The 19,777-nt window shown below is 46.0% G+C and carries 17 protein-coding genes; 3 read left to right on the top strand and 14 right to left on the bottom strand.

The annotated features are described in order from the left end of the window. Positions 1–132: 132 nt before the first annotated feature. The 9 genes from HQ49_RS08680 to HQ49_RS12290 all read right to left on the bottom strand — a co-directional run bounded on the left by HQ49_RS08680 (position 133) and on the right by HQ49_RS12290 (position 9,064). Complete coding sequence (locus HQ49_RS08680; protein ID WP_039419547.1) at positions 133–1,830, bottom strand: hypothetical protein; 1,698 nt, start codon at positions 1,828–1,830, stop codon at positions 133–135. A gap of 177 nt (positions 1,831–2,007) precedes the next feature. Continuing rightward, on the bottom strand, positions 2,008–2,910 hold the full coding sequence (locus tag HQ49_RS08675; protein WP_039419545.1) for a branched-chain amino acid ABC transporter permease: 903 nt from the start codon (positions 2,908–2,910) through the stop codon (positions 2,008–2,010). Beyond that, a complete protein-coding gene (locus HQ49_RS08670; RefSeq protein ID WP_080745583.1) occupies positions 2,910–3,785 on the bottom strand; it encodes a branched-chain amino acid ABC transporter permease in 876 nt (291 codons plus the stop codon). The genes HQ49_RS08675 and HQ49_RS08670 overlap by 1 nt, the downstream gene beginning before the upstream one ends. A gap of 2 nt (positions 3,786–3,787) precedes the next feature. Then, a complete protein-coding gene (locus tag HQ49_RS08665) occupies positions 3,788–5,095 on the bottom strand; it encodes a class I SAM-dependent methyltransferase (protein WP_152569164.1) in 1,308 nt (435 codons plus the stop codon). Positions 5,096–5,346: 251 nt separating this feature from the next. After that, positions 5,347–6,174 (bottom strand): hypothetical protein, encoded by an 828-nt coding sequence (locus HQ49_RS08660; protein ID WP_039419541.1) that lies wholly within the window; start codon positions 6,172–6,174, stop codon positions 5,347–5,349. 12 nt (positions 6,175–6,186) lie between these two features. Then, positions 6,187–7,305, bottom strand: coding sequence for an ABC transporter substrate-binding protein (locus HQ49_RS08655; protein ID WP_039419539.1), 1,119 nt, complete (start codon positions 7,303–7,305; stop codon positions 6,187–6,189). Continuing rightward, positions 7,302–8,009 carry an ABC transporter ATP-binding protein gene (locus HQ49_RS08650; protein WP_052073474.1) on the bottom strand — a complete coding sequence of 236 codons (708 nt, stop codon included), beginning with the start codon at positions 8,007–8,009 and terminating at the stop codon, positions 7,302–7,304. The genes HQ49_RS08655 and HQ49_RS08650 overlap by 4 nt, the downstream gene beginning before the upstream one ends. Next, a complete protein-coding gene (locus HQ49_RS08645; protein WP_039419538.1) occupies positions 8,006–8,743 on the bottom strand; it encodes an ABC transporter ATP-binding protein in 738 nt (245 codons plus the stop codon). The genes HQ49_RS08650 and HQ49_RS08645 overlap by 4 nt, the downstream gene beginning before the upstream one ends. A 261-nt stretch (positions 8,744–9,004) precedes the next feature. Beyond that, positions 9,005–9,064 carry a hypothetical protein gene (locus HQ49_RS12290; RefSeq protein WP_235290107.1) on the bottom strand — a complete coding sequence of 20 codons (60 nt, stop codon included), beginning with the start codon at positions 9,062–9,064 and terminating at the stop codon, positions 9,005–9,007. Between the two features lies 1 nt (position 9,065). Here HQ49_RS12290 and HQ49_RS12285 point away from each other — a divergent pair, with 1 nt between their 5' ends. The 3 genes from HQ49_RS12285 (at position 9,066) to HQ49_RS08630 (ending at position 10,934) form a co-directional block, all read left to right on the top strand. Then, the gene (locus tag HQ49_RS12285) at positions 9,066–9,182 is read left to right on the top strand and encodes a DUF1661 domain-containing protein (protein WP_235290106.1); all 117 of its coding nucleotides are present in this window, start codon (positions 9,066–9,068) and stop codon (positions 9,180–9,182) included. Positions 9,183–9,350: 168 nt separating this feature from the next. Continuing rightward, complete coding sequence (locus HQ49_RS08635; RefSeq protein ID WP_080745584.1) at positions 9,351–10,328, top strand: aminodeoxychorismate synthase component I; 978 nt, start codon at positions 9,351–9,353, stop codon at positions 10,326–10,328. A gap of 6 nt (positions 10,329–10,334) precedes the next feature. Then, positions 10,335–10,934, top strand: coding sequence for an aminotransferase class IV (locus HQ49_RS08630; RefSeq protein WP_039419534.1), 600 nt, complete (start codon positions 10,335–10,337; stop codon positions 10,932–10,934). A 42-nt stretch (positions 10,935–10,976) separates the two neighbouring features. Here HQ49_RS08630 and HQ49_RS08625 read toward each other — a convergent pair whose 3' ends face one another. The 5 genes from HQ49_RS08625 to HQ49_RS08605 form a co-directional block, all read right to left on the bottom strand. Then, complete coding sequence (locus HQ49_RS08625; RefSeq protein ID WP_235290104.1) at positions 10,977–11,387, bottom strand: hypothetical protein; 411 nt, start codon at positions 11,385–11,387, stop codon at positions 10,977–10,979. Beyond that, complete coding sequence (locus tag HQ49_RS08620) at positions 11,347–11,718, bottom strand: hypothetical protein (RefSeq protein ID WP_039419531.1); 372 nt, start codon at positions 11,716–11,718, stop codon at positions 11,347–11,349. The genes HQ49_RS08625 and HQ49_RS08620 overlap by 41 nt, the downstream gene beginning before the upstream one ends. A 260-nt stretch (positions 11,719–11,978) precedes the next feature. Then, positions 11,979–14,705, bottom strand: a complete 2,727-nt coding sequence (ppdK, locus tag HQ49_RS08615; protein WP_039419530.1) for a pyruvate, phosphate dikinase — start codon at positions 14,703–14,705, stop codon at positions 11,979–11,981. A gap of 365 nt (positions 14,706–15,070) precedes the next feature. Next, positions 15,071–17,491 (bottom strand): tetratricopeptide repeat protein, encoded by a 2,421-nt coding sequence (locus tag HQ49_RS08610; RefSeq protein ID WP_039419529.1) that lies wholly within the window; start codon positions 17,489–17,491, stop codon positions 15,071–15,073. Between the two features lie 556 nt (positions 17,492–18,047). Then, positions 18,048–19,544 (bottom strand): acetyl-CoA hydrolase/transferase family protein, encoded by a 1,497-nt coding sequence (locus HQ49_RS08605; RefSeq protein ID WP_018965508.1) that lies wholly within the window; start codon positions 19,542–19,544, stop codon positions 18,048–18,050. Between the last annotated feature and the right edge of the window lie 233 nt (positions 19,545–19,777).

The raw sequence follows: 19,777 nt of genomic DNA, 5'->3' as shown, positions 1-19,777 counted from the left end.
ATTATTTCACTTATGACATTGAACTTCTCTGCAAAACTATACTTCATAAATAAATTACACCCAAAAAGTTTTATGTCTAACTTTTTGGGTGCACTTCACTTTTATGGAGAGCCTAAGGGCTCTTTTTTCTATTTAGCGGCGGAGCAGAGACTTGAAACCTCCGTCGTTTGCATATTTGGCAAACTCCAGATCCGTAGCAACTTTCTTCATCATGTTGCTGTCGAGGCTGATAGACTCGCGAAGAGAGTTTACCACACCATCCAAATTGTTTGTACGTGCAGCCACAACAGCCATGAGGTAGTAAGTAGTGGCATCGGGATTCTTTATCCCGTTCAAGATTTCTTGTGCACGGTTGTAGTCGCGATTGAGGATATTGGCCACGGCAGCATTGTTGCTCTCGGTCTTACCGAAGGCCGCTACAGCCTGAGCATAATTGCCTTCTTGCAAATAGAGCAAGCCAAGAGCTTCGCCCAATTCGGGCACATTGGCAGCCGAGCCGAAATACTGCTTAGCCTGCTCCACATTACCCTCGTTGAGAGCCAATAGTCCAAGATTCATATCCGTTTCTGCATTGGGTTTCACGCTTGCAGCCTTTTGGAACCAAGTACGAGCGCCCTCCAAATCGCCGCTGCGATAACGCATCATACCGATATTGTTATAAGCACGATAGTCATTCGGATAGATCTGAGTAGCCACCTTGTAAATATCTTCCTTCTGAGCAGGAGATTCGAGCAGAGTAGCACTGTAGAGCAGTTCCTCCACAGTCAGTCGGCCGGGGTTCTGAGCTGCAAGACGTTTGATCTCGTCATCGCTCTTACCTATGATCTCGACATTGGCGATAAGGCGCGAACGACGTAGTTGGGGCAGGATATCATCCGCCAGCTGTCTGAATACGGTAGAGATATTCTTGATCTCCTGCTCACGCTGCTCGGGATCCGGATACATGGCAAGAACACGCAGAACAAGTTCCTTGTCCTGAATATCGCTTTTCTCCACAAGCTGCTTGAAGCCTTCCCAGTCCTGTGCCGTATAGTGTGCATTGATCTCTACATCCTTGATGTTGCTCTTTTGGAATTGTTTCTTCAGAGCAGTGGTCGTATTTTTCTCGCGCTGCTCGGACAGCTTTTCGTTCAGCTCCACACCGCCATCAGGAGAAGCGTAGGCTTGTACCTCCACCGTTACATCCTGATTGGGAGCATCCTTGGCATTGGCCACCAAGTCTTTCCAGTCTTTCACCTCACCCTTGTTGATTTCTTGTGCACGAATCTGTGCCTGTTGGATGAGGAACATGATATTTGCATCATAGGCTTGCTTGATGATGCGCTGGAATGCATCCGGAGCGATTGCCGCCGATGCATTAAGAGCAGAAGCCAAGGCTTCCGTACTGATTACACCATCAGCGATTTTGAGATCCGGAAGATTTATTTTCTTCCCTTTTACTTTGGCTTCGAAGGTTAAGAAGAGTTCACTCTTGTCCATGGCCGGCTTATAAGGGAAAGAGAATACGAGCTGCTGATTGCCACCATTGTCATAGCTGACTACGCGCTCATTGCCAAGTACTTTTTCTCCCTGAAAAAGGAATGAAGGTCCCCATGATTCACCTGTAGCATAGCGCAGCACAGGCTTCACTGTAAGTTCGGCTTTCTTATTGAACCACTTGGCAGGAAAAGCGATACTCACGGTCACAGGCACTTTGCTTCCCACGACTTCGAGTGGTTGTGGCTCAGCCTTTACCAAATCGGCAGTCACAGGACGTAATTTGCCGGAGCAGGAAGAGATGACTACCGCTGCCGAGCAAACGAGTAGTACAGAAAAGATTTTCTTAAGCATAGTTTTTCATTGTCAATTGTTGAAACCGGAACAAAGCTACCATTTTTTCTCTGTCTTATTCCATATCCATAAATTCGGAGTCGCCCGTTCCACTGTATATATTCTTACAGTGAAAAGATTCCGGCAGAAAGACACCAACGATAGGAAGGCATTTACATACATAAGTCAGAAAAAACCTCAGCCATTATCTTCCGTATCTCTTTGAGTCTTCACTTTAAGGAAGAGCTTCGGTTTTGCAGTTCTCATACGATAGAAAACCAAGATCAAAGCCAGACCATAGAAAATCTGACGCATATTAGCCGCCACAGATGAGGGCATCCCGACAAAACGTAAGGCTTCGGGAAGTAAGACCAAGAAAGCCGCCGCATAAAAGATGTGCCACAAATTTCTCATTCCTCCGATGATCACAATACTTAGAATAAAAATAGACTCATCCACCGTGAAGCTACTAGGATCAATATAGCTGATGTAGTGCGCATAGAGTACCCCTGCGATAGAGGCCAACATCCCGCTGATCACAAAAGAAACGGTCTTGGCTCCTGCTACATCTTTACCTAAGCTCTTCGTGTAGACTTCATCTTCGCTGAGCGCAATGAGTACTCGGCCAAAGGGCGAATGCATCAACCGATGTAGCACACCCCACACCAGAGCCACCAAGGTCACCCCAAGGAGGCAATAGGCAATCTTGCTCTCCAGCTCCACGCCTGGCACTATGGCAAAAGCCGGGATACCGGGGATCCCCAAGGGACCATGAGTTACGCTCTGCCAGTTATTCATGATTGAGTAGATCACAACCTGAATACCCAGAGTGATGATGATGTAGTAGTCATCGACGGTCTTGGCCGCCACACGAGCTACAATCCAGGCTAACCCTCCCGAGAGCAACATCGCCACTGGAATGTTCAACATCGCAGGTGTCCCCCAGTGTATCGACATCAGAGCAGTCGTATAGGCTCCCAAACCATAGAAGCCCGCATGAGCCAGCGATACCTGACCACTACACCCTGCCACTAGGCTAAGCGACTGCGCCAAGATCGTGTAGATACAGATCAGCACAAACAGATGCAGCAAATACTCCATTAGATCTCTGCTTTTTTGAGTTGCTTACCGCTAAAGCCGTATGGACGAAAGTAGAGGAATACAATCAAGATGATATAAGCCGTGGCATTCATCCATTTGCTATCGATATAGTAGGCCGATAGATGCTGTGCTGTAGCCAGCAGGAGGGCACCAAGGAGGAGGTAGCGCATCCGCCCCATTCCCCCAATGATCATGGCTACCACGCCATAGAGAAGCCAGTTGAAGCCCATCGTCGGGGTCATATCTATGTCGGCTGCAATCAAAACCCCTGCACAGGCGGCTAGCCCAGTGCCAATTCCCACGCTCCAAGCTATGGCCTTGGTCTCAGAAATCCCCAAAACGCGACTGAGCTCAGGATTGGAGGCTACGGCCTTAATCTGACGCCCAATGTGCGTACGCTGCATGAAGAGGTAGCTAAGAAGCAACAAGATCACGGAACTCACGATCGTGATGATCTGCACATCGGTTATGTAGGCCCCCATAAATTCGTGCCCGACCTTGATCTCCCACGTTCTAAAGCTCAGCGTACGATCTCCCCAAATCATGGAGATCACATTCTGCAGCACCACATACAACCCCAGCGAAGCGATCATCATCTGCCAACTCTCAAGCCCTTGTCGCTTCAGCGGACGATATACCCACTGGTTAATCCCCAGCATCAGCAAAATGACAACCGCAATAGCCAGCGGCACAGCCAACCAAAGCGATACTCCCCAAAGCACACTCGCCGTATAAACCATATACGCCGCCAAAGTCAAAGATATAGCGTGGGCAATGTGAAAGAAGCGACAAGTAAAATAGACACAAATAAAGCTAAAGCACAAGAGTGCATAAAGCGAGCAACTGAATAATGTATTAAGCAAAAGTTGAGACATAATTATCTTCTACATGGCGTGAGTAATATAGCAGCAAAAGCTTCCGTTTTATTGCCATCCTCATATTCAAATAATTTCACTTCTGTAGAAAAACCCAAATCTTTAAAATAGTTTGTTATCTCCGTTTCTGTTTTCCCGTGATTAGCCTTATCGTATTTGAACTTGAGAGATTCCAATACAACTAGGTCTTCGATTTCCCTAAATCTTTCTCTTTGATTGAGATAGCTCACGTTTTTTTCCTGTCTTATTTTATTCCTCCTCCCAATTTTCTTGTTTTTATCCTCAATTGCATGATTAAGCTTCCTCCTTTTTTCTTCGTCCTTCTCTTCTGTATCCAGTATCTCAGGTATTAAATTGTCTTCAGTGAAATTTTTAAGTTCGCCAAAGTCTATATGACGGGTATCAAAGTACTTCTTTAAATTAAATTTTACTCGAAAAACAGAGTGTTCATTATCATAGTCTGAACTGAATAATTTATCTGAAATATTCTCCTCAAGAGGAATCTCGAATATTTTTAATGGGTATAGCAGTAGTTCTTTAGCCACGAGATAATCTTCGAGCGCATTTTTCAAATCTTCGTTCTCTTTTTCTGTTTTTACAAGTAAGTCTATAGTGATAAATATTTTCTGAGCTTTCCGAAGAACTCTCCAGTTAAAGCCAGTTTCGGTTAGCAGAGTACTATTGCTTAGAATAAATACATCTTTTCTTTGAATAGCTTGACGAAATCGTTCTTCATTCTCTTCCAAACAACAATCTAGCAGTATTTTTTTTGACTTTTGCTCTTCTTCAAGGCGAGGCATACGTCCATAAAGTTTAGACTGTGCTTTATCAAGCAGCTGATTACTTATATCTAAAAGTGTATATGATTCTATTCTATGGGCTAGTATATCACATATCTGTATGGTTTTATCTCCTGTCCCTGCACCAATTTCTATAATCTCGAGTTCTTGAATTCCTCCTTGGCTACCGAAGAAATGTCTAACACCATCTTCTACAGCCTGCGTAGCAAATGACTTATATTTTGTGGAATCTTTACTTACATATTCTTCCCACTTTAATCCACCACTATATAAGTAAGATAGTTTATGTGGCAACCTGTTTTTATTATTAAATATATCCCCTAAGAGTTGTAGTTTTTTAATCCGCACTTGTTCCTTTATGTACGTGTACCCCTTCAAATCCCCTAAATCATCTCTAGTTTTATCTTGTATTAAACTGATATAGGAACTAAAGAAGTCTTTTACGGCATCAAACTCCTGGTTATTCCTCCCATTAACGTTGTTCCCCTCTTTGGAAATAAGAGTAAGCATAAAATCCCTCTTGTGATACTTAAGCAATAATTCATTATCGTAAAGTGCATATTCGTATTCAAAAGGATTAAAAGTGGAATCTCTATGTGCTAGTATTCTAAAATACGAATGCTTAATATCCTCAGGTGCATTAATATCATAATACGCATCAATACTCCTTTCTGATATAAATAAGTGTTTCCAGTCATAATCATTTAAACAAACTACCCTAAATTTATTATCAGCACCAATTGTAGTATTATTTTTCAGAGTTATTGAATGATTTTTTTCCCTACAATAAGTCGAAATTGATCTATATTGAGCTTATTGTTAAAAAAATGATCTCTGTTTACTGCATTTGCATCCCGGCTACCTAGTGATGAAGTATTCACAAGACTTTTCAACCACTCACTAGGCCTCATTGATCCAGTTAGGTAAATTGACTTTTGACATAATTCAAACAATTCGCCAGAGAAACTTGAATACTCCAATGGAGGCATCTTTATCGTAAACGAAGAAAAGCTTTTTTCTAAAAGACTTGAAATAAACTTGGAATATATCCAACGTGCGCCAGGAACTTGGATATCTTGAATCTTTTGAAGTTTACTCTCAAACCCCTTCTCTTGTGTTATGAGAGAAGTTAGAGTTGGTAGATCGTCATGAATTCGTTTCGCCAAATCATTTACTTTAGCATCGTATTTTTCCTGAACTACCTTCTGTTCCCTAGCCTGTTTTTCAACATAGGTCAATAGATCTTTATGAATTTGCTCCGCCAATAAATCTACTTTGGTGGCAAATTCTTTATGCAATTCTTCTTGTTCCTTAACGACTACTCTTGTCCTGCTTAGAATATACACAGGGATAGCAATCCATAATGTTTGAAAGGAAGCATCTTTAAGCACATTAAAGCAGGCTTTAAACCAAGCTTGCCATCCATTTAGGGTACCCCAGTCAGTTGAGGAAGTGAATATATTGAAAAGTACGAAAAGTAGGCCTATTACAACATATTCCTGATAATTATGCTTTATATACTTGAGAAATAAGTGGACTTCCTTATTATCTCCACTATTACAGCATTTCTCGAAATACTCCTTTTTCATAGAAATCAGATCTTATATGTTTTTCAGCCAAATTACTCTCATTTCTTTTGCGGCATCTCCGTTGGGATCAAACTGTAGAGTTCCTGTTACTCCCTTATATGGCTTCATCGTTTGAAAGTAGCCTCGTAGAGTTGTACCATTGATCGCTTCTCCCCTTTGTTTCAAATCTCTTACGGCAGTTTCTATTAGCTTGAAAGAATCATAACCTGCGGCAGAGAAAGCATTAGGTATAGTACCAAACTTCACATTAAACAAAGAGCTAAATGAGCTAGCATTCGAAGAGGTGTACATAGGGTAGGTAAAAAAGGTTCGATCTACGAGTTTGGAGGCACTATTTACTACTGACTTTTCATTGTAACTGCTGACACCAGAAATAAAGAAATCACATTCCAACTCATTTATTTGTTTCAGTATTGGCAATAGTTCTTTGATATACGAAGGCAAGAAAAGGACATCGGGCTTAGCCTCTTTGATTTTTTGCAATTGCGTTCTAAAGTCTTGATTACTGGCATCATACCCTTGACTATAGACAATCTTAGCATTTCTTCGTTCAGCTTCTTGAGTGAATACTCGTGTTATTCCCACTCCATAATCGCCATTAGGATAGAAGACAGCAATCTTGCTAAGTCGTAGACTGTCACAAATATAAGCTGCCGAAATCTTGCCATCAATGCTATCTGTTGGCCAAATTCGATAGAAGTAGTCATCTGCTGCCAACTTAGGGTCTGTGGCTTTGGGTGAAAGTAGGAGCGTCTTATTCTTATTTGCTATGGGGAGCATGGCATTGGCTACAGAGCTCATTACTGCACCAATCACAATGCTGACATCCTGAGCAATTAGCTTATTCAAGGCATTGACTCCATCTTTGGGTGATGCAGCGTCGTCTTCGAACAATAATTCGAGTTTGTCTTTAATGGGAGACTCTGCAAAAGCTAAGTCAATACCCTTTTTGATATCTTCTCCATAAATAGCTCCTCCTCCTGTCAAAGGAAGAATTACCCCGATTTTTATTTTCTCTTTGTCTGAAGGAGTTTTCTCTTGGCTATTTCTCCAAACGAAGTAGCCTACTGCTACAACGAGGGTTACAAGGATGAGCCCTAGCAGTGTTTTTCTATTCTTGTTCATATTCATACGATGAATTGTTTGATGTTATCTAATGTGCTTAAATCTCCAGTATATAGCGTGCCGAGCCTAAGCCCGAGGACTCGATCAACGTGATCGATGAGCTCTCGAATGCGGTGCTCGATGAGCACGATACTCGTTCCCTGTACTTTGAGTTTTTGGATATAGTCGAGTACCTGCTCTGTGTTGTCTTCGCTAAGCCCGGCAAGAGGCTCATCGTAGAGCAGAAGACGAGGCTTATTGGCCATAACCATCCCTAAGCTTAGCATTTTACGCTCGCCACCGCTCAGCCGTCCTGCTGTTTGTTTCGATCGGTTCTTGAGGAGTGGCATTTGCTCGAGAACTTCCTCCATACGCCGGTCGATCTCGGATTTGCCCCCGAGGTGCAGAAGGGAGCAGTATAGATTATCTCTAACGCTCATATCCCCATACAATTCTCCCTTTTGAGGAATATACATCAGTCCTCTGCCGATCAACCGAGAGACCGGTGTATGTAGCTGTGGTGACTGAAGCGAGGCCCCCTCAAAGGATATTTCGCCCGACCAAGCTTCTAGCAAACCATAGATAACCTTGAAGAGTGTACTCTTCCCCGAGCCATTGGAGCCCGCCAATAGCACGACCTCACCCTCCCCGATCTGTAGCGATATGTCGTGGAGGACTTGCTTCTGCCCGTAGCCCGAGTTAATATGACGAATATCTAGAAGTGTACTCATACGTAGGCATTTTGGACGATTTCATTCTCTCTAAAAGCCTTATAGCTCTCATACTCCGAGATCTTTCCCTCATTGAGGAATAGGATCTTATCAGCCACGAGCTCAATGAAGTCTTGGTTGTGCTCAATGATGAGCAGTGCCTTGCCTGAGGCGCGCAGCCCAAGAATAACTTGAGCCAGCAAGTCTCTGTACCTAGGATTGACTCCAGCTACTGGCTCGTCTAGGAGCAAGATTGGCGCATCGCCCGCCAAACAGCAAGCCAGATTGAGGAGCTTCTGCTGCCCGTAGGAGATTTGCCCAGCAAGACTGCCAGCCACATCCTCGATGAAGCAGGTCTGTAGTATCTCGTCGGCTCTGCGCTCGAGATGTTGTTCTTCATCTCGGTTAGGGTAGCATACACACCACCAAGCCTCGCCACGCTGCTGCGAGAATGCAAGTAGGACATTCTCTCGGACACTTAGCTTGCTGATGAGCCGCATGTCTTGAAAGGTACGAGATAGTCCGATGCGAGCAATCTCGTACGGGCTGAGAGACTTTATCAATTTATCATTCAAATATACATCTCCTGCATCTGGCTTGAGAAATCCAGAGATGATATTAAACAAAGTCGTTTTACCCGATCCATTTGCCCCCATCAGCACGGAGATTTGTCCAAATTCAAGAGATAGAGAAGCTCCATCCAAGACGTGGTGATCTCCAAAAGCTTTGGAAATATGCTTAACTTGAAGAATCATATCGAATTAACGCTGCGAAGTTAGTTATTCATATTTGTTTTTGTATCAGTTTTTCAGTTTAAAATGAATTTTATTTTGAATTTCTTTTTCATTAGCTTACTCATATCTCATCTCGTACAATCTTTTGACCTGTGACTTGGGTGAAGATCCACTCAATATGGAAGCCAAGTTCGTGCCCAAGCGTCCATGTAAATTGGTCGTAGCCGACATTACCAGTATCGTCTATCGGGGAAGCTTCTCCTATCTTTCTTTCAGCACAGGTCACGCGCCAAAATTTCCCCGTTTGACACTCCCCAAAACGTGGCGCGAAAATTTCTTGATTGTGGCGCGGGAAGCAAAAAATTTACGCGCCGCAACGAAAAAATTGCGGTTCCACTTTTTCAGGAAACACAGACCACAATTACAGATTTTTTGGGACGTATTTCCCCCGTTACGATAGATCGAACTCGCGCTAATACAGCATATACCTCCTATCTTTGCCGAGAAAAAGGAGAATACCCGATCCGAAAAGCGATAGCACCATAGGGATATAAATTGAGGATATTCTCCATCACAACGGCATCAGGCTAATATGACAAAGGCTTATGGGGCTGGCTGCCCCTTTCTAATTAAGGCAGAGGAAACGATCAGGCGAATGGATGAATCCGGCCGATCCGGACAAGCATTTCTGTTTGCCATAGACTTTGAGATGAATGAGGGGATCTTCATCTCCGAACCGCTGAATCAAAAAGAAATCCTATTCGACGTACGAGGAGAGGGAAATGCTCCCACGCATACCGATACGAATGAGAGCAAGGCTCCCGTAACTTTTATCCCCCACCCCGAATCATTGGAGACCTACCGACATCGTTTCGATCGGATTCGCACAGCCCTGATGCGTGGCGATAGCTTCTTGGCCAATCTCACCATTGCTACACCTATAGAGATGAACATCACGTTTGAGGAGGTATTCAGCCGCAGCCGTGCCTCATACAAGCTCTTGATTCCCGGAAGACTGGTCTGTTTCAGTCCGGAACGATTTGTCAAAATAGAGAAAGGACAGATTTCCACCAACCCGATGAAAGGGACGATAGATGCTTCCCTGCCGGATGCCGCCGGCTGCCTGCTATCCGACTATAAAGAAACGGCCGAACATCGCACCATCGTAGACCTATTACGCAACGATCTGAACCGAGTCAGCCATCACGTGCGTGTCTCTCGCTTTCGCTATCTGGATGAACTCCACACGAACAAGGGACGACTGCTGCAAATGAGTTCGGAGATCACGGGGACACTCCCTGCGGATAAAGAGAAGTGTTTCGGCTCCATTATCCAAGAGCTGTTGCCCGCCGGCTCCATCAGCGGAGCACCCAAGGAGGCTACTATCGAAGCTATACGGGAAGCAGAGGGGCAGCAACGAGGCTTCTACACAGGTGTTTTCGGTTATTTCGATGGAAGTAGCTTCGACTCGGCTGTAATGATTCGCTACATCGAACAGCTTCCCGATGGCCAATACCTTTTTCGCAGTGGCGGTGGTATCACCATCAACAGCCGCTGTGACGATGAATACCGCGAAACGCAACAAAAGGTATATCTGCCATTCTGATCGGATATGTGCTATATAGAAACCATCCGCATCGAAGACGGCCTGCCCTATCTGCTTGCGCTCCATCGGGAACGAATGAGTCGCACATGCGACGAAAAGGGCTTTCCTCTACCGGAAATGCCTTGCCTGACGAATCTATGCCCTCGGGAATTGATGCATGGAATAGCCAAATGTCGTATTCTATACGGTAAGGAGGGGATTTCGGACGTTTCCTTTTCACCTTATACGCCACGCCAAATATCCTCCCTGCGTATCGTAACGGCCCCAGCCGATTTGGACTATCATTTGAAGCAGGCTGACCGTTCGCCTCTCGAAGCTCTTCTCTTGCAAAAAGGAGAAGCCGATGAGATTATTATCCTACGCGACGGACTCCTGACAGACACATCCTACACCAACCTTCTTCTACGTATGGGAGGAGAACTTCTCACACCACGCATCCCTCTCTTAGGAGGCGTACAACGCCGGTATCTGCTCCAAACGGGTCAAATACGGCCGGTAGACCTGCAAATCGAAGACCTCAAAAAAGCAGAAGAAATACTGCTGATCAATGCCATGCTCCCCTTGGGGCATACCATTCGCATACACCCATCGCAGATTATTTTTTGATTATCATCTTCGGCTATCGGATCGAGTTATCCGACAGAAAGCTTAGAAGAGGTAGGAGATATTGCAGATAACCCCGATGGTATGGCCGGATGTTCGTTCGGCTTGCGGATCGGACAGGATATGTGAGATGACACCGGGCGTTTTGCCATAGGCTATACCGTCCTTTCTTTTCATCAGGTCGCCATACAACCGCAGCTCTGCCATCAGGCGATCGGTATTCCGCATCGGAATCGAGACGTACAGAGAAGAGCGAACCTCCACGCCTTCTCTATTACGATAGGCATAGGGCAAATAGGCCAGCTGATAGTCGAGCTGCTCCTTCTGGATGATACGAATCTTATACGAATGCGTCAGCACCATTCGATAAGTAGCCGAAATCGAAAGTCCAAAATCCAATTTGGATCCGACATGGTCATAGGCTATACCGGCAAAGGGGCGTAGCGTTCCGCTCATCGTGTGGTGTCCGTCCTTGCAGAGGGGCTATCAGCTTGGTATAGCGATCGAAGGCTATCGGCAGATAGGAGTCGAAATACGCGAAACCGCTTCGCGATTCTTCGTGGAAGAGCATCAGAGAGAAGTTGAACCGCTTGTACGTCATATCTATACCGATCTCTTTTTTGACATTGCGATTCTCCCTGATAATCGGATTCTCGGGATTGTGGATATAAGCATAAGTGATGAGATGATCCAGTTCGGGATTCTGCATATAGGCATTCAGTACCATGAAGTCACGGTAGATCTTGTCCGGATACAGATGATTCAGTGTAGGCAGCTTGTTTTCCATACCATACCCGGCACGCAGGTTTATCGACAGATGTTCGGACCTGTACTGCTAGTGAGTCCTTGCACTTTCCATATCGAGTTAAGTGCAAAAAAGGAGGGAGGAGAGTATGCTCAGGATGAATCTCGGAGAGGAGAGAGGAGAGAGAATAGGAATAAAAAAGAAAGAGCAAGCCCGACAACCGGACTTGCTCTTTCCACTATAGACTGATAGCCGTCAGCCTCCTTGCACAAAGGCGGAAAAGAGGCTGACGTATTCTTGTCTTACTTGCCTTCTTCGATGACGGCCTGTGCTGCTGCCAATCGTGCGATGGGCACACGGAAAGGAGAGCAGGATACATAGTTCAATCCCACTCTGTGGCAGAACTTCACAGACGAAGGCTCACCACCGTGCTCACCGCAGATACCGCACTTCAGATTGGGACGAGCCTTGCGGCCGTTCTCCGTAGCCATTCTTACGAGCTGGCCTACACCTTTCTGGTCGAGTACCTGGAAAGGATCCACTTTCAAGATCTTCTTGTCGAGGTAGATGGGGAGGAACGAAGCGATGTCGTCACGAGAGTAACCGAAAGTCATCTGCGTAAGGTCGTTGGTCCCGAATGAGAAGAACTCGGCCGAAGAAGCGATTCTGTCCGCCGTAAGGGCAGCACGCGGTACTTCGATCATCGTACCTACCTGGAATTCCACACTGTCGCCCTTCTCTTCGAACAGCTTGGCAGCCGTGGCACGAATTACCTCTTCCTGATGCTTGAACTCATGGAGGATACCCGTCAGAGGCACCATGATCTCAGGCAGACAGACTACACCTTCCTTCTTCAGCTCCAAGCAAGCACCGAGGATGGCACGCGTCTGCATCTCCGTAATCTCCGGATAGGTATTGCCCAGACGGCAACCGCGGTGGCCGAGCATGGGATTGTGCTCCATCAGGTCTTCCACACGCTTCTGGATCATCTTCACATCCACACCCATCATCTGAGCCATCTCCTCCTGACCCTTCAGATCATGAGGTACGAACTCGTGCAGGGGAGGATCGAGGAGACGTACATTCACGGGGAAACCATCCATAGCACGGAAGATACCCTTGAAGTCTTCCTGCTGATAAGGCAGGATCTTGGCCAAAGCACGTACGCGACCTTCTGCCGTCTCACTCAGGATCATCTCGCGCATGGCTTTGATCTTCTCGCCTTCGAAGAACATATGCTCCGTACGGCAAAGACCGATACCTACGGCGCCGAAGCTGCGAGCTATCTCGGCATCATGAGGAGTATCGGCATTCGTACGAACTTTCAGCTTGGCATACTTATCGGCCAAAGCCATCAGATCGGTGAAGTCCTGATCCATTTCGGCGGCTTTCGTCTCCACCTGTCCTTCGTATATCTCACCGGTAGAACCGTTGATGGAGATGTAGTCGCCTTCTTTGAAGAGGGTTCCATCGATCTCTACGGTACGTGCCTTATAGTCGATGTTCAATGCACCTGCTCCCGATACGCAGCATTTGCCCATACCTCTGGCCACTACGGCTGCATGCGAAGTCATACCTCCGCGAGCCGTCAGGATACCTTCGGCGGCAGACATACCGGCCAAGTCTTCGGGCGAAGTCTCGATACGCACCATCACCACACGCTTGCCATCCTCTTTCCACTGAGCGGCATCGTCGGCGAAGAATACGATCTGACCCGTAGCGGCACCCGGCGAAGCAGGCAAGCCCTTGGTCAGCACGCGTGCTCTAAGGAGAGCAGACTTGTCGAAAATGGGGTGGAGCAATTCGTCCAGCTTGTTAGGCTCAATGCGCATAAGGGCTTCTTCCTCGCTGATCACACCCTGACGCAAGAGATCCATGGCGATCTTTACCATGGCAGAGCCCGTACGCTTACCGTTACGGGTCTGGAGGAACCAGAGCTTACCTTCCTGTACGGTGAACTCCATATCCTGCATATCGCGGTAGTGATCTTCCAGCTTCTGCTGCAGGGTATCCAGCTCCTTGTAGATTTCGGGCATGGCCTCTTCCATGGAAGGATACTGAGCCACGCGCACATCTTCTGCGATACCGGCTCTTTCGGCCCAGCGTTGCGATCCGATCTTCGTGATCTGCTGAGGCGTACGAATACCGGCCACAACGTCCTCGCCCTGAGCGTTGATGAGGTATTCCCCGTTGAAGAGATCCTCACCGCTACCGGCATCACGAGAGAAGCACACTCCGGTAGCCGAAGTTTCGCCCATGTTGCCGAATACCATGGCCTGTACGTTCACGGCCGTACCCCATTCTGCCGGGATACCTTCCATGCGACGGTAGAGGATGGCACGCTCATTCATCCAAGAGTCGAACACGGCCATGATAGCACCCCAAAGCTGCTCTTCGGCGGAGAGAGGGAAGTCCTTGCCCGTCTGTGCCTTTACGGCTGCCTTGAAACGGGATACGAGGTCTTTGAGGTTTTCTACGGAGAGTTCGTTGTCCAAGTGTACACCATTCTCTTCCTTGACCTTCTCGATTATTTCTTCGAACGGATCTATGTCTTCCTTATTTGTGGGCTTCATGCCGAGTACCACGTCGCCGTACATCTGCACGAAGCGGCGATAAGAGTCCCAGGCAAATCGTTCGTTGCCGGTCTTGCGTACGATACCGGCCACCACTTCGTCGTTCAGACCGAGGTTGAGGATCGTATCCATCATACCGGGCATGGAAGCACGCGCTCCCGAACGTACGGATACGAGAAGAGGGTTCTCGGTGTCGCCGAATTTCGACTTCATCAGTCCCTCGATATTTCTGATCGCATCGTTTACTTCGCCACGCAGCAGTTCCACTACTTTGTCTCGGCCCAATGTATAGTATTCCTGACAAACCTCTGTCGTGATCGTAAAACCGGGAGGCACCGGCACACCGATAAGATTCATTTCGGCCAAATTGGCACCCTTACCTCCGAGCAGGTTCTTCATCCCTGCTTCTCCCTCGGCCTTCCCATTGCCGAAGGTGTAGACTCTTTTCTTTTCCATTTAGATTAGTCCGTTCGTTATTATTATGATTTGGATAGTTCTTACCTATGACAAAAAGCGATAACCGACTCCTTCTCCGAGCTTCCGGAGGAGGCTGTTTTTTGTTGCAAATTGCAAATTAACGAAAAAAGAGCAAGATACGCTACTTTTCACCACCCCTCAAGCCCATGAACCCCAAAGGGGTATGGGATAGGATAGTAGGCGAAGCATACTATACCAAAGGAGAAAAAGACTTCCTCCCTCCTCGTTATGCCCTCTGTCCGAAGCGAATTGCCTCAATCATGAGCAACCCAAATATGGAACAAGGATATCCGCATTTTGTTCCAACGAAGTAAATAGCGAATGGCAATGCAGCCAAAAGCCTGCTACGCTTCCTCTGTCAATGCCTTGGCAAAGGCTTCCACCCGCTCTATATGCGGATGCTTGTTTTTCCGAGCCAGCTCAATATCCGGGGCCAAGTTCCAGCCGATGGATTTCGCTCCGGCATTCAACAAAGCTGTCAGCTCTTTTTCCGCCTCGGCTCCCCATTCCTCGTAATAGTGCGCATATCTGTAGAACCATAACTCGGCCAGCAAGGGTTTCATCCTTTCGTTATTATCGGCACTCTCGAATGCTTGACGGATCAAACTATCAGCACGTTTGAGATCCTCACGATACGTAATAAGAAGATGAGCATAGTTGGCAAGCTTATTAGCGTTATTAGTATCTATCTCTAATGCTCGCTTGTAATACACCTCGGCTTGGTCGTAATCGCAACGAATATTCTCTAAGAATAAGGCATAATTACCAAGAGCAGTGGCATCCTTCGGATCGGCCTCTAATGCTCGCTTGTAATACACCTCAGCTTGGTCGTAATCGTGACGAATAATATGTAAGAATGAGGCATAATTACCAAGAGTATTCGCATGATTCGGATCAGCATCTAATGCTTTCTTGTAATACATCTCGGCTTGGTCATAATCATGGCGGATATCATTTAAGAATACGGCATAATTCCCAAGAGCATTGGCATTCTTCGGATCTACCTCTAACGCTCGCTTGTAATACGCCTCGGCTTGGTCGTAATCGTGACGAATAGTATGTAAGAATGAGGCATAATTGCCAAGAGTATTCGCATGATTCGGATCTGCCTCTAATGCTCGCTTGTAATATGCCTCGGCTTGGTCGTAATCGTGACGGATATTCTCTAAGAATAAGGCATAAGCTCCAAGAGTATTCGCTCTCTTCGGATCTGCCTCTAATGCTCGCTTGTAATATGCCTCGGCTTGGTCGTAATCGCAACGAATATTCTCTAAGAATAAGGCATAATTCCCAAGAGTATTCGCATTCTTCGCATCTGCCTCTAATGCTTGCTTGTAATACACCTCGGCTTGGTCGTAATCCTGACGAATAGTATGTAAGAATGAGGCATAATTCCCAAGATTATTCGCATTCTTCGGATCTGTCTCTAATGCCTTCTTGTAATATGCCTCAGCTTGGTCATAATCGTGGCGAATAGTATTTAAGAATACGGCATAATTGCCAAGAGTAATTGCGTTCTTCGGATCTGCCTCTAATGCTTGCTTGTAATACATCTCGGCTTGGTCGTAATCGTGACGAATAGTATGTAAGAAATTGGCATAATCTCCCAATAGATTCGCATCTTGAGGATACTTGGCAATACCTTCTTGGTAGATCTTGTCTTTCTTTTCTATATCTTTCTTTTGATTGGCCTTCAGTATCCACATCCAAGAAGCAGGCAAAAAGCTTTTGATCGATTGGAAACTTTCTTTCGACAATTTTTCTTCCGTTTGTGAAAGCTGCTTCAACTGTGTTTGGATTTTCTCAATTCGCGCATAATTTGACATTAGTAGTTCATGCACGAATTCCGGTCTCTCTATCTTTTCTATTCCATCAAGGAATTTATAGCCCAATGCAGCGTAACAATTGTACATAAACTTATCAAAATCATCTATCGGAACAACGTAACCATCATTCTTGAGCAATTCTTTAGTCTTAGGAGATAAACTGTCACGTAAGGATTCCGGAGTCGAAGTGCCCTCATCTATATTGCGAACACACCAATAAATAGGCTTTCTATTTTCTAGTTTGAGCAAATAATTCATCAAACTTCCATCATTCCCTCCATAACCGAGTACAATCAGATGATAATCCGAAAGAAACCTTCCTAATATGTCTTCCCAAGCTTTTTGTATGGTTCCTGTATGCTCCCGATCGGAAAAAGGCTGTAAGAACAAATCCCGATGGACCTTCAGAATAATGGCTCTATCACTGCGTTTGGGCACATAATCGGCTAAAGCCTCGTGACCGGCGATGAAGGGTTTTTCTTGGGTATAAGTACGAATGGCATCCTCCAAAAGATTGTCGAAATTGGTCGTGATCACCACATTGTGCTTTTCTCTCACCATGATATTAGCCAAAATAAGGTAGCCAAGAGATGGCTCTTTATCCTCCATATAATGTCTAATACAATCGTAACCGGATTCAGGGATATGGCCAAAACGTTTTTCATAGATCTGTGGATAAAACTCTCCCACATTGTTCTCTGAAATTCCAACCTTATTCTTCCATTTTGCAAAATCGTCTTTACCGCAATCCTCTTCTATATCCTGAATCCATTTCCTTGCCATATCTGCTCCCGAGGGAATACCGGAAGAGATGGAGGCTCCCGCTCCTATCAGGAAACAAAATTTCATTTCTCCCAACCCTTTCGATCCTCTCGAAGCATCTTTCAGCATCCTGACAAGTTGTCTTGAGGTGATAGTTTTTGGCAGCTCCTCATTCATAATAAGTGCAGAGTCTTAATATCTACATATTAGTAAATTGGTTTTCACAATTGCAAATATGCAAAGAAAGCCTTAGTTGCACAAGGGATCTTTTATGATTTTCGATCTCATAACAGGCAAAACAGCCTTCCGGTAAGCATTAAAACTTGCACCAAAAAAGTTTTCAACGACGAATTGGTGTTTAGAATGATTCTAAATAAGCGACTGAATGGAAGAGTAGAAACGGCTGAAAAGAGATCGGAAGACAGCCGAAAAGAGGTTGGGAAACGATTTATATATAGACCGTTTTCGATTTATATATTTATTGTTTTCAATTTATATATAAATCATTTTCGATTTGTATATAAATCGTTTTCATTTAATATATAGATTGTAAAGCGTTCTATATATAAAACGAGAAGCCGAAAAGGCTTCTTCGACAGATAAAATAAAAAGAGGCACCCACCCAAGTTCGCGACCGAACTCAGGCGGATGCCTTAGTATCTGACTGAAATGTCGGGATCTTATGTGCGCTCGTACTCGACAAAGCGGGTACAAGCATCCTCCGATCGACTGATTACTTCATGTAGTCCTCCCAGCGAACATTGCGCATGTCGCCACTCTTGGCCAATTCCTGATGGAAAGCAAAGCAGCAGTCGAGATTCTGCGGTGTTTGTCCTTTGACTCCAAGCTCCAGATACTGGCGGAGGAGGGGACGATAGTCGGGATGCACACATTTGTCGATGATCTCATGAGCACGCTCGCGTGGGTTCTTGCCTCGCAAGTCTGCAACGCCCCATTCGGAAATGATGATCTTCACGGAGTGCTCGCTATGATCGTGATGCGCTACCATCGGGACAAAAGAACTGATCTTGCCGTCCTTCATGATGGATGGTGTGGTGAAGATGGAAACGTAGCCATTGCGAGTGAAGTCGCCCGAACCTCCGATACCGTTCATCATACGGGTACCGCTAACGTGCGTAGAGTTGATGTTGCCGAAAATATCCGCTTCGAGAGCCGTATTGATGGTAATGACACCTAATCGGCGGACGATCTCGGGATTGTTGGAGTATTCCTGCGGACGAAGGAGGATCTTGTCCTTGAAGAAATCCAGATTGGCATAGATATCCTGTATCACGGAGCGACTCACAGAGAGCGAACATCCGCTGGCGAACTTGACACGTCCTTTCTTCATCAGAGCGATAACGGCATCCTGAATCACCTCTGTGTACACGTTGAAAGCCGGTATTTCGGGATTGTCGCCCAATGCTCCCAAGACGGCATTAGCCACATTGCCCACACCGCTTTGCAAGGGAAGGAAGTCCTTGGGCATTCGTCCGGCTTTCATTTCGCTCACGAGGAAGGCAGCCACATTGTCTCCGATAGCCTGCGTTACAGGGTCAAGGGGTGCGAAATCGCTCTCATCGTTGGGTTCGCTCGTGCGCACCACTCCGACTATCTTGGCCGGATCCACCTGCACATAAGGCTTGCCGATACGATCCGAAGGACTATAGATAGGCAGCTCACGACGGGCAGGCGGATCGAGAGGTTCGCACAAGTCGTGCATGCCCATGATTTCTTTCGGGTGCTTGTCGTTAAGCTCCACGATGATTCGGTCTGCCAAACGGCAAATGGTGGGAAGGATACCGACACCCGTAGTAGGCAGGATCTTGCCGTCTTCGGTAACGTCCGCTGCCTCTACGATGGCTACATCCACCTTGCCATAGAAGCCATAGCGCAGATCCTGAGCCAAGGTGGAGAGATGAAGATCGAAATAGGAAGTGCTACCATTGTTGATAAGATTGCGCAGATCCTTATTGGACTGATATGGAGTGCGAAACTTCACAGCATCGGCCTGTGCCAAAGCACCGTCCAACCGGGCACCGGTACTGGCACCGGTAAACATACCGATCTTGAAGGGATTGCCTTTTTCATGCTCTGCAATAGCCCGTTTGGCTATTGCTGCAGGTACTACCTTGGGGTTGCCTGCAGGGGTAAAACCGCTAAAGCCGACATTGTCGTTGTGATGCACAAACTCCGCTGCTTCTTCCGCAGTGATAAATCTTAGAGCCATAGTACGTATTATTATTGCTTAATTGGTTGTTGTTGAAATCGATTAACTTTGCTGCCTGCGAAAATACTGAAACTCTTTCATATAGAGGGAAGAATATCGACAAATTCCGACAAGGGGCGATAGACAAGAGTATCAAAACAAAAAAGGAGCGAGTCTCACGACTCACTCCTTCCCAAATTAACCAAAACCTTAACTATGAAAAATCTTACTTTTCCATCACAAACATAATGAAC

Source organism: Porphyromonas gulae (genome assembly GCF_000765945.1).
In the GTDB taxonomy this organism is placed as follows: Bacteria; Bacteroidota; Bacteroidia; order Bacteroidales; family Porphyromonadaceae; genus Porphyromonas; species Porphyromonas gulae.
The sequence above is the reverse complement of the archived record's forward strand: the minus strand, read 5'-3'. Positions and strand labels throughout refer to the sequence as shown.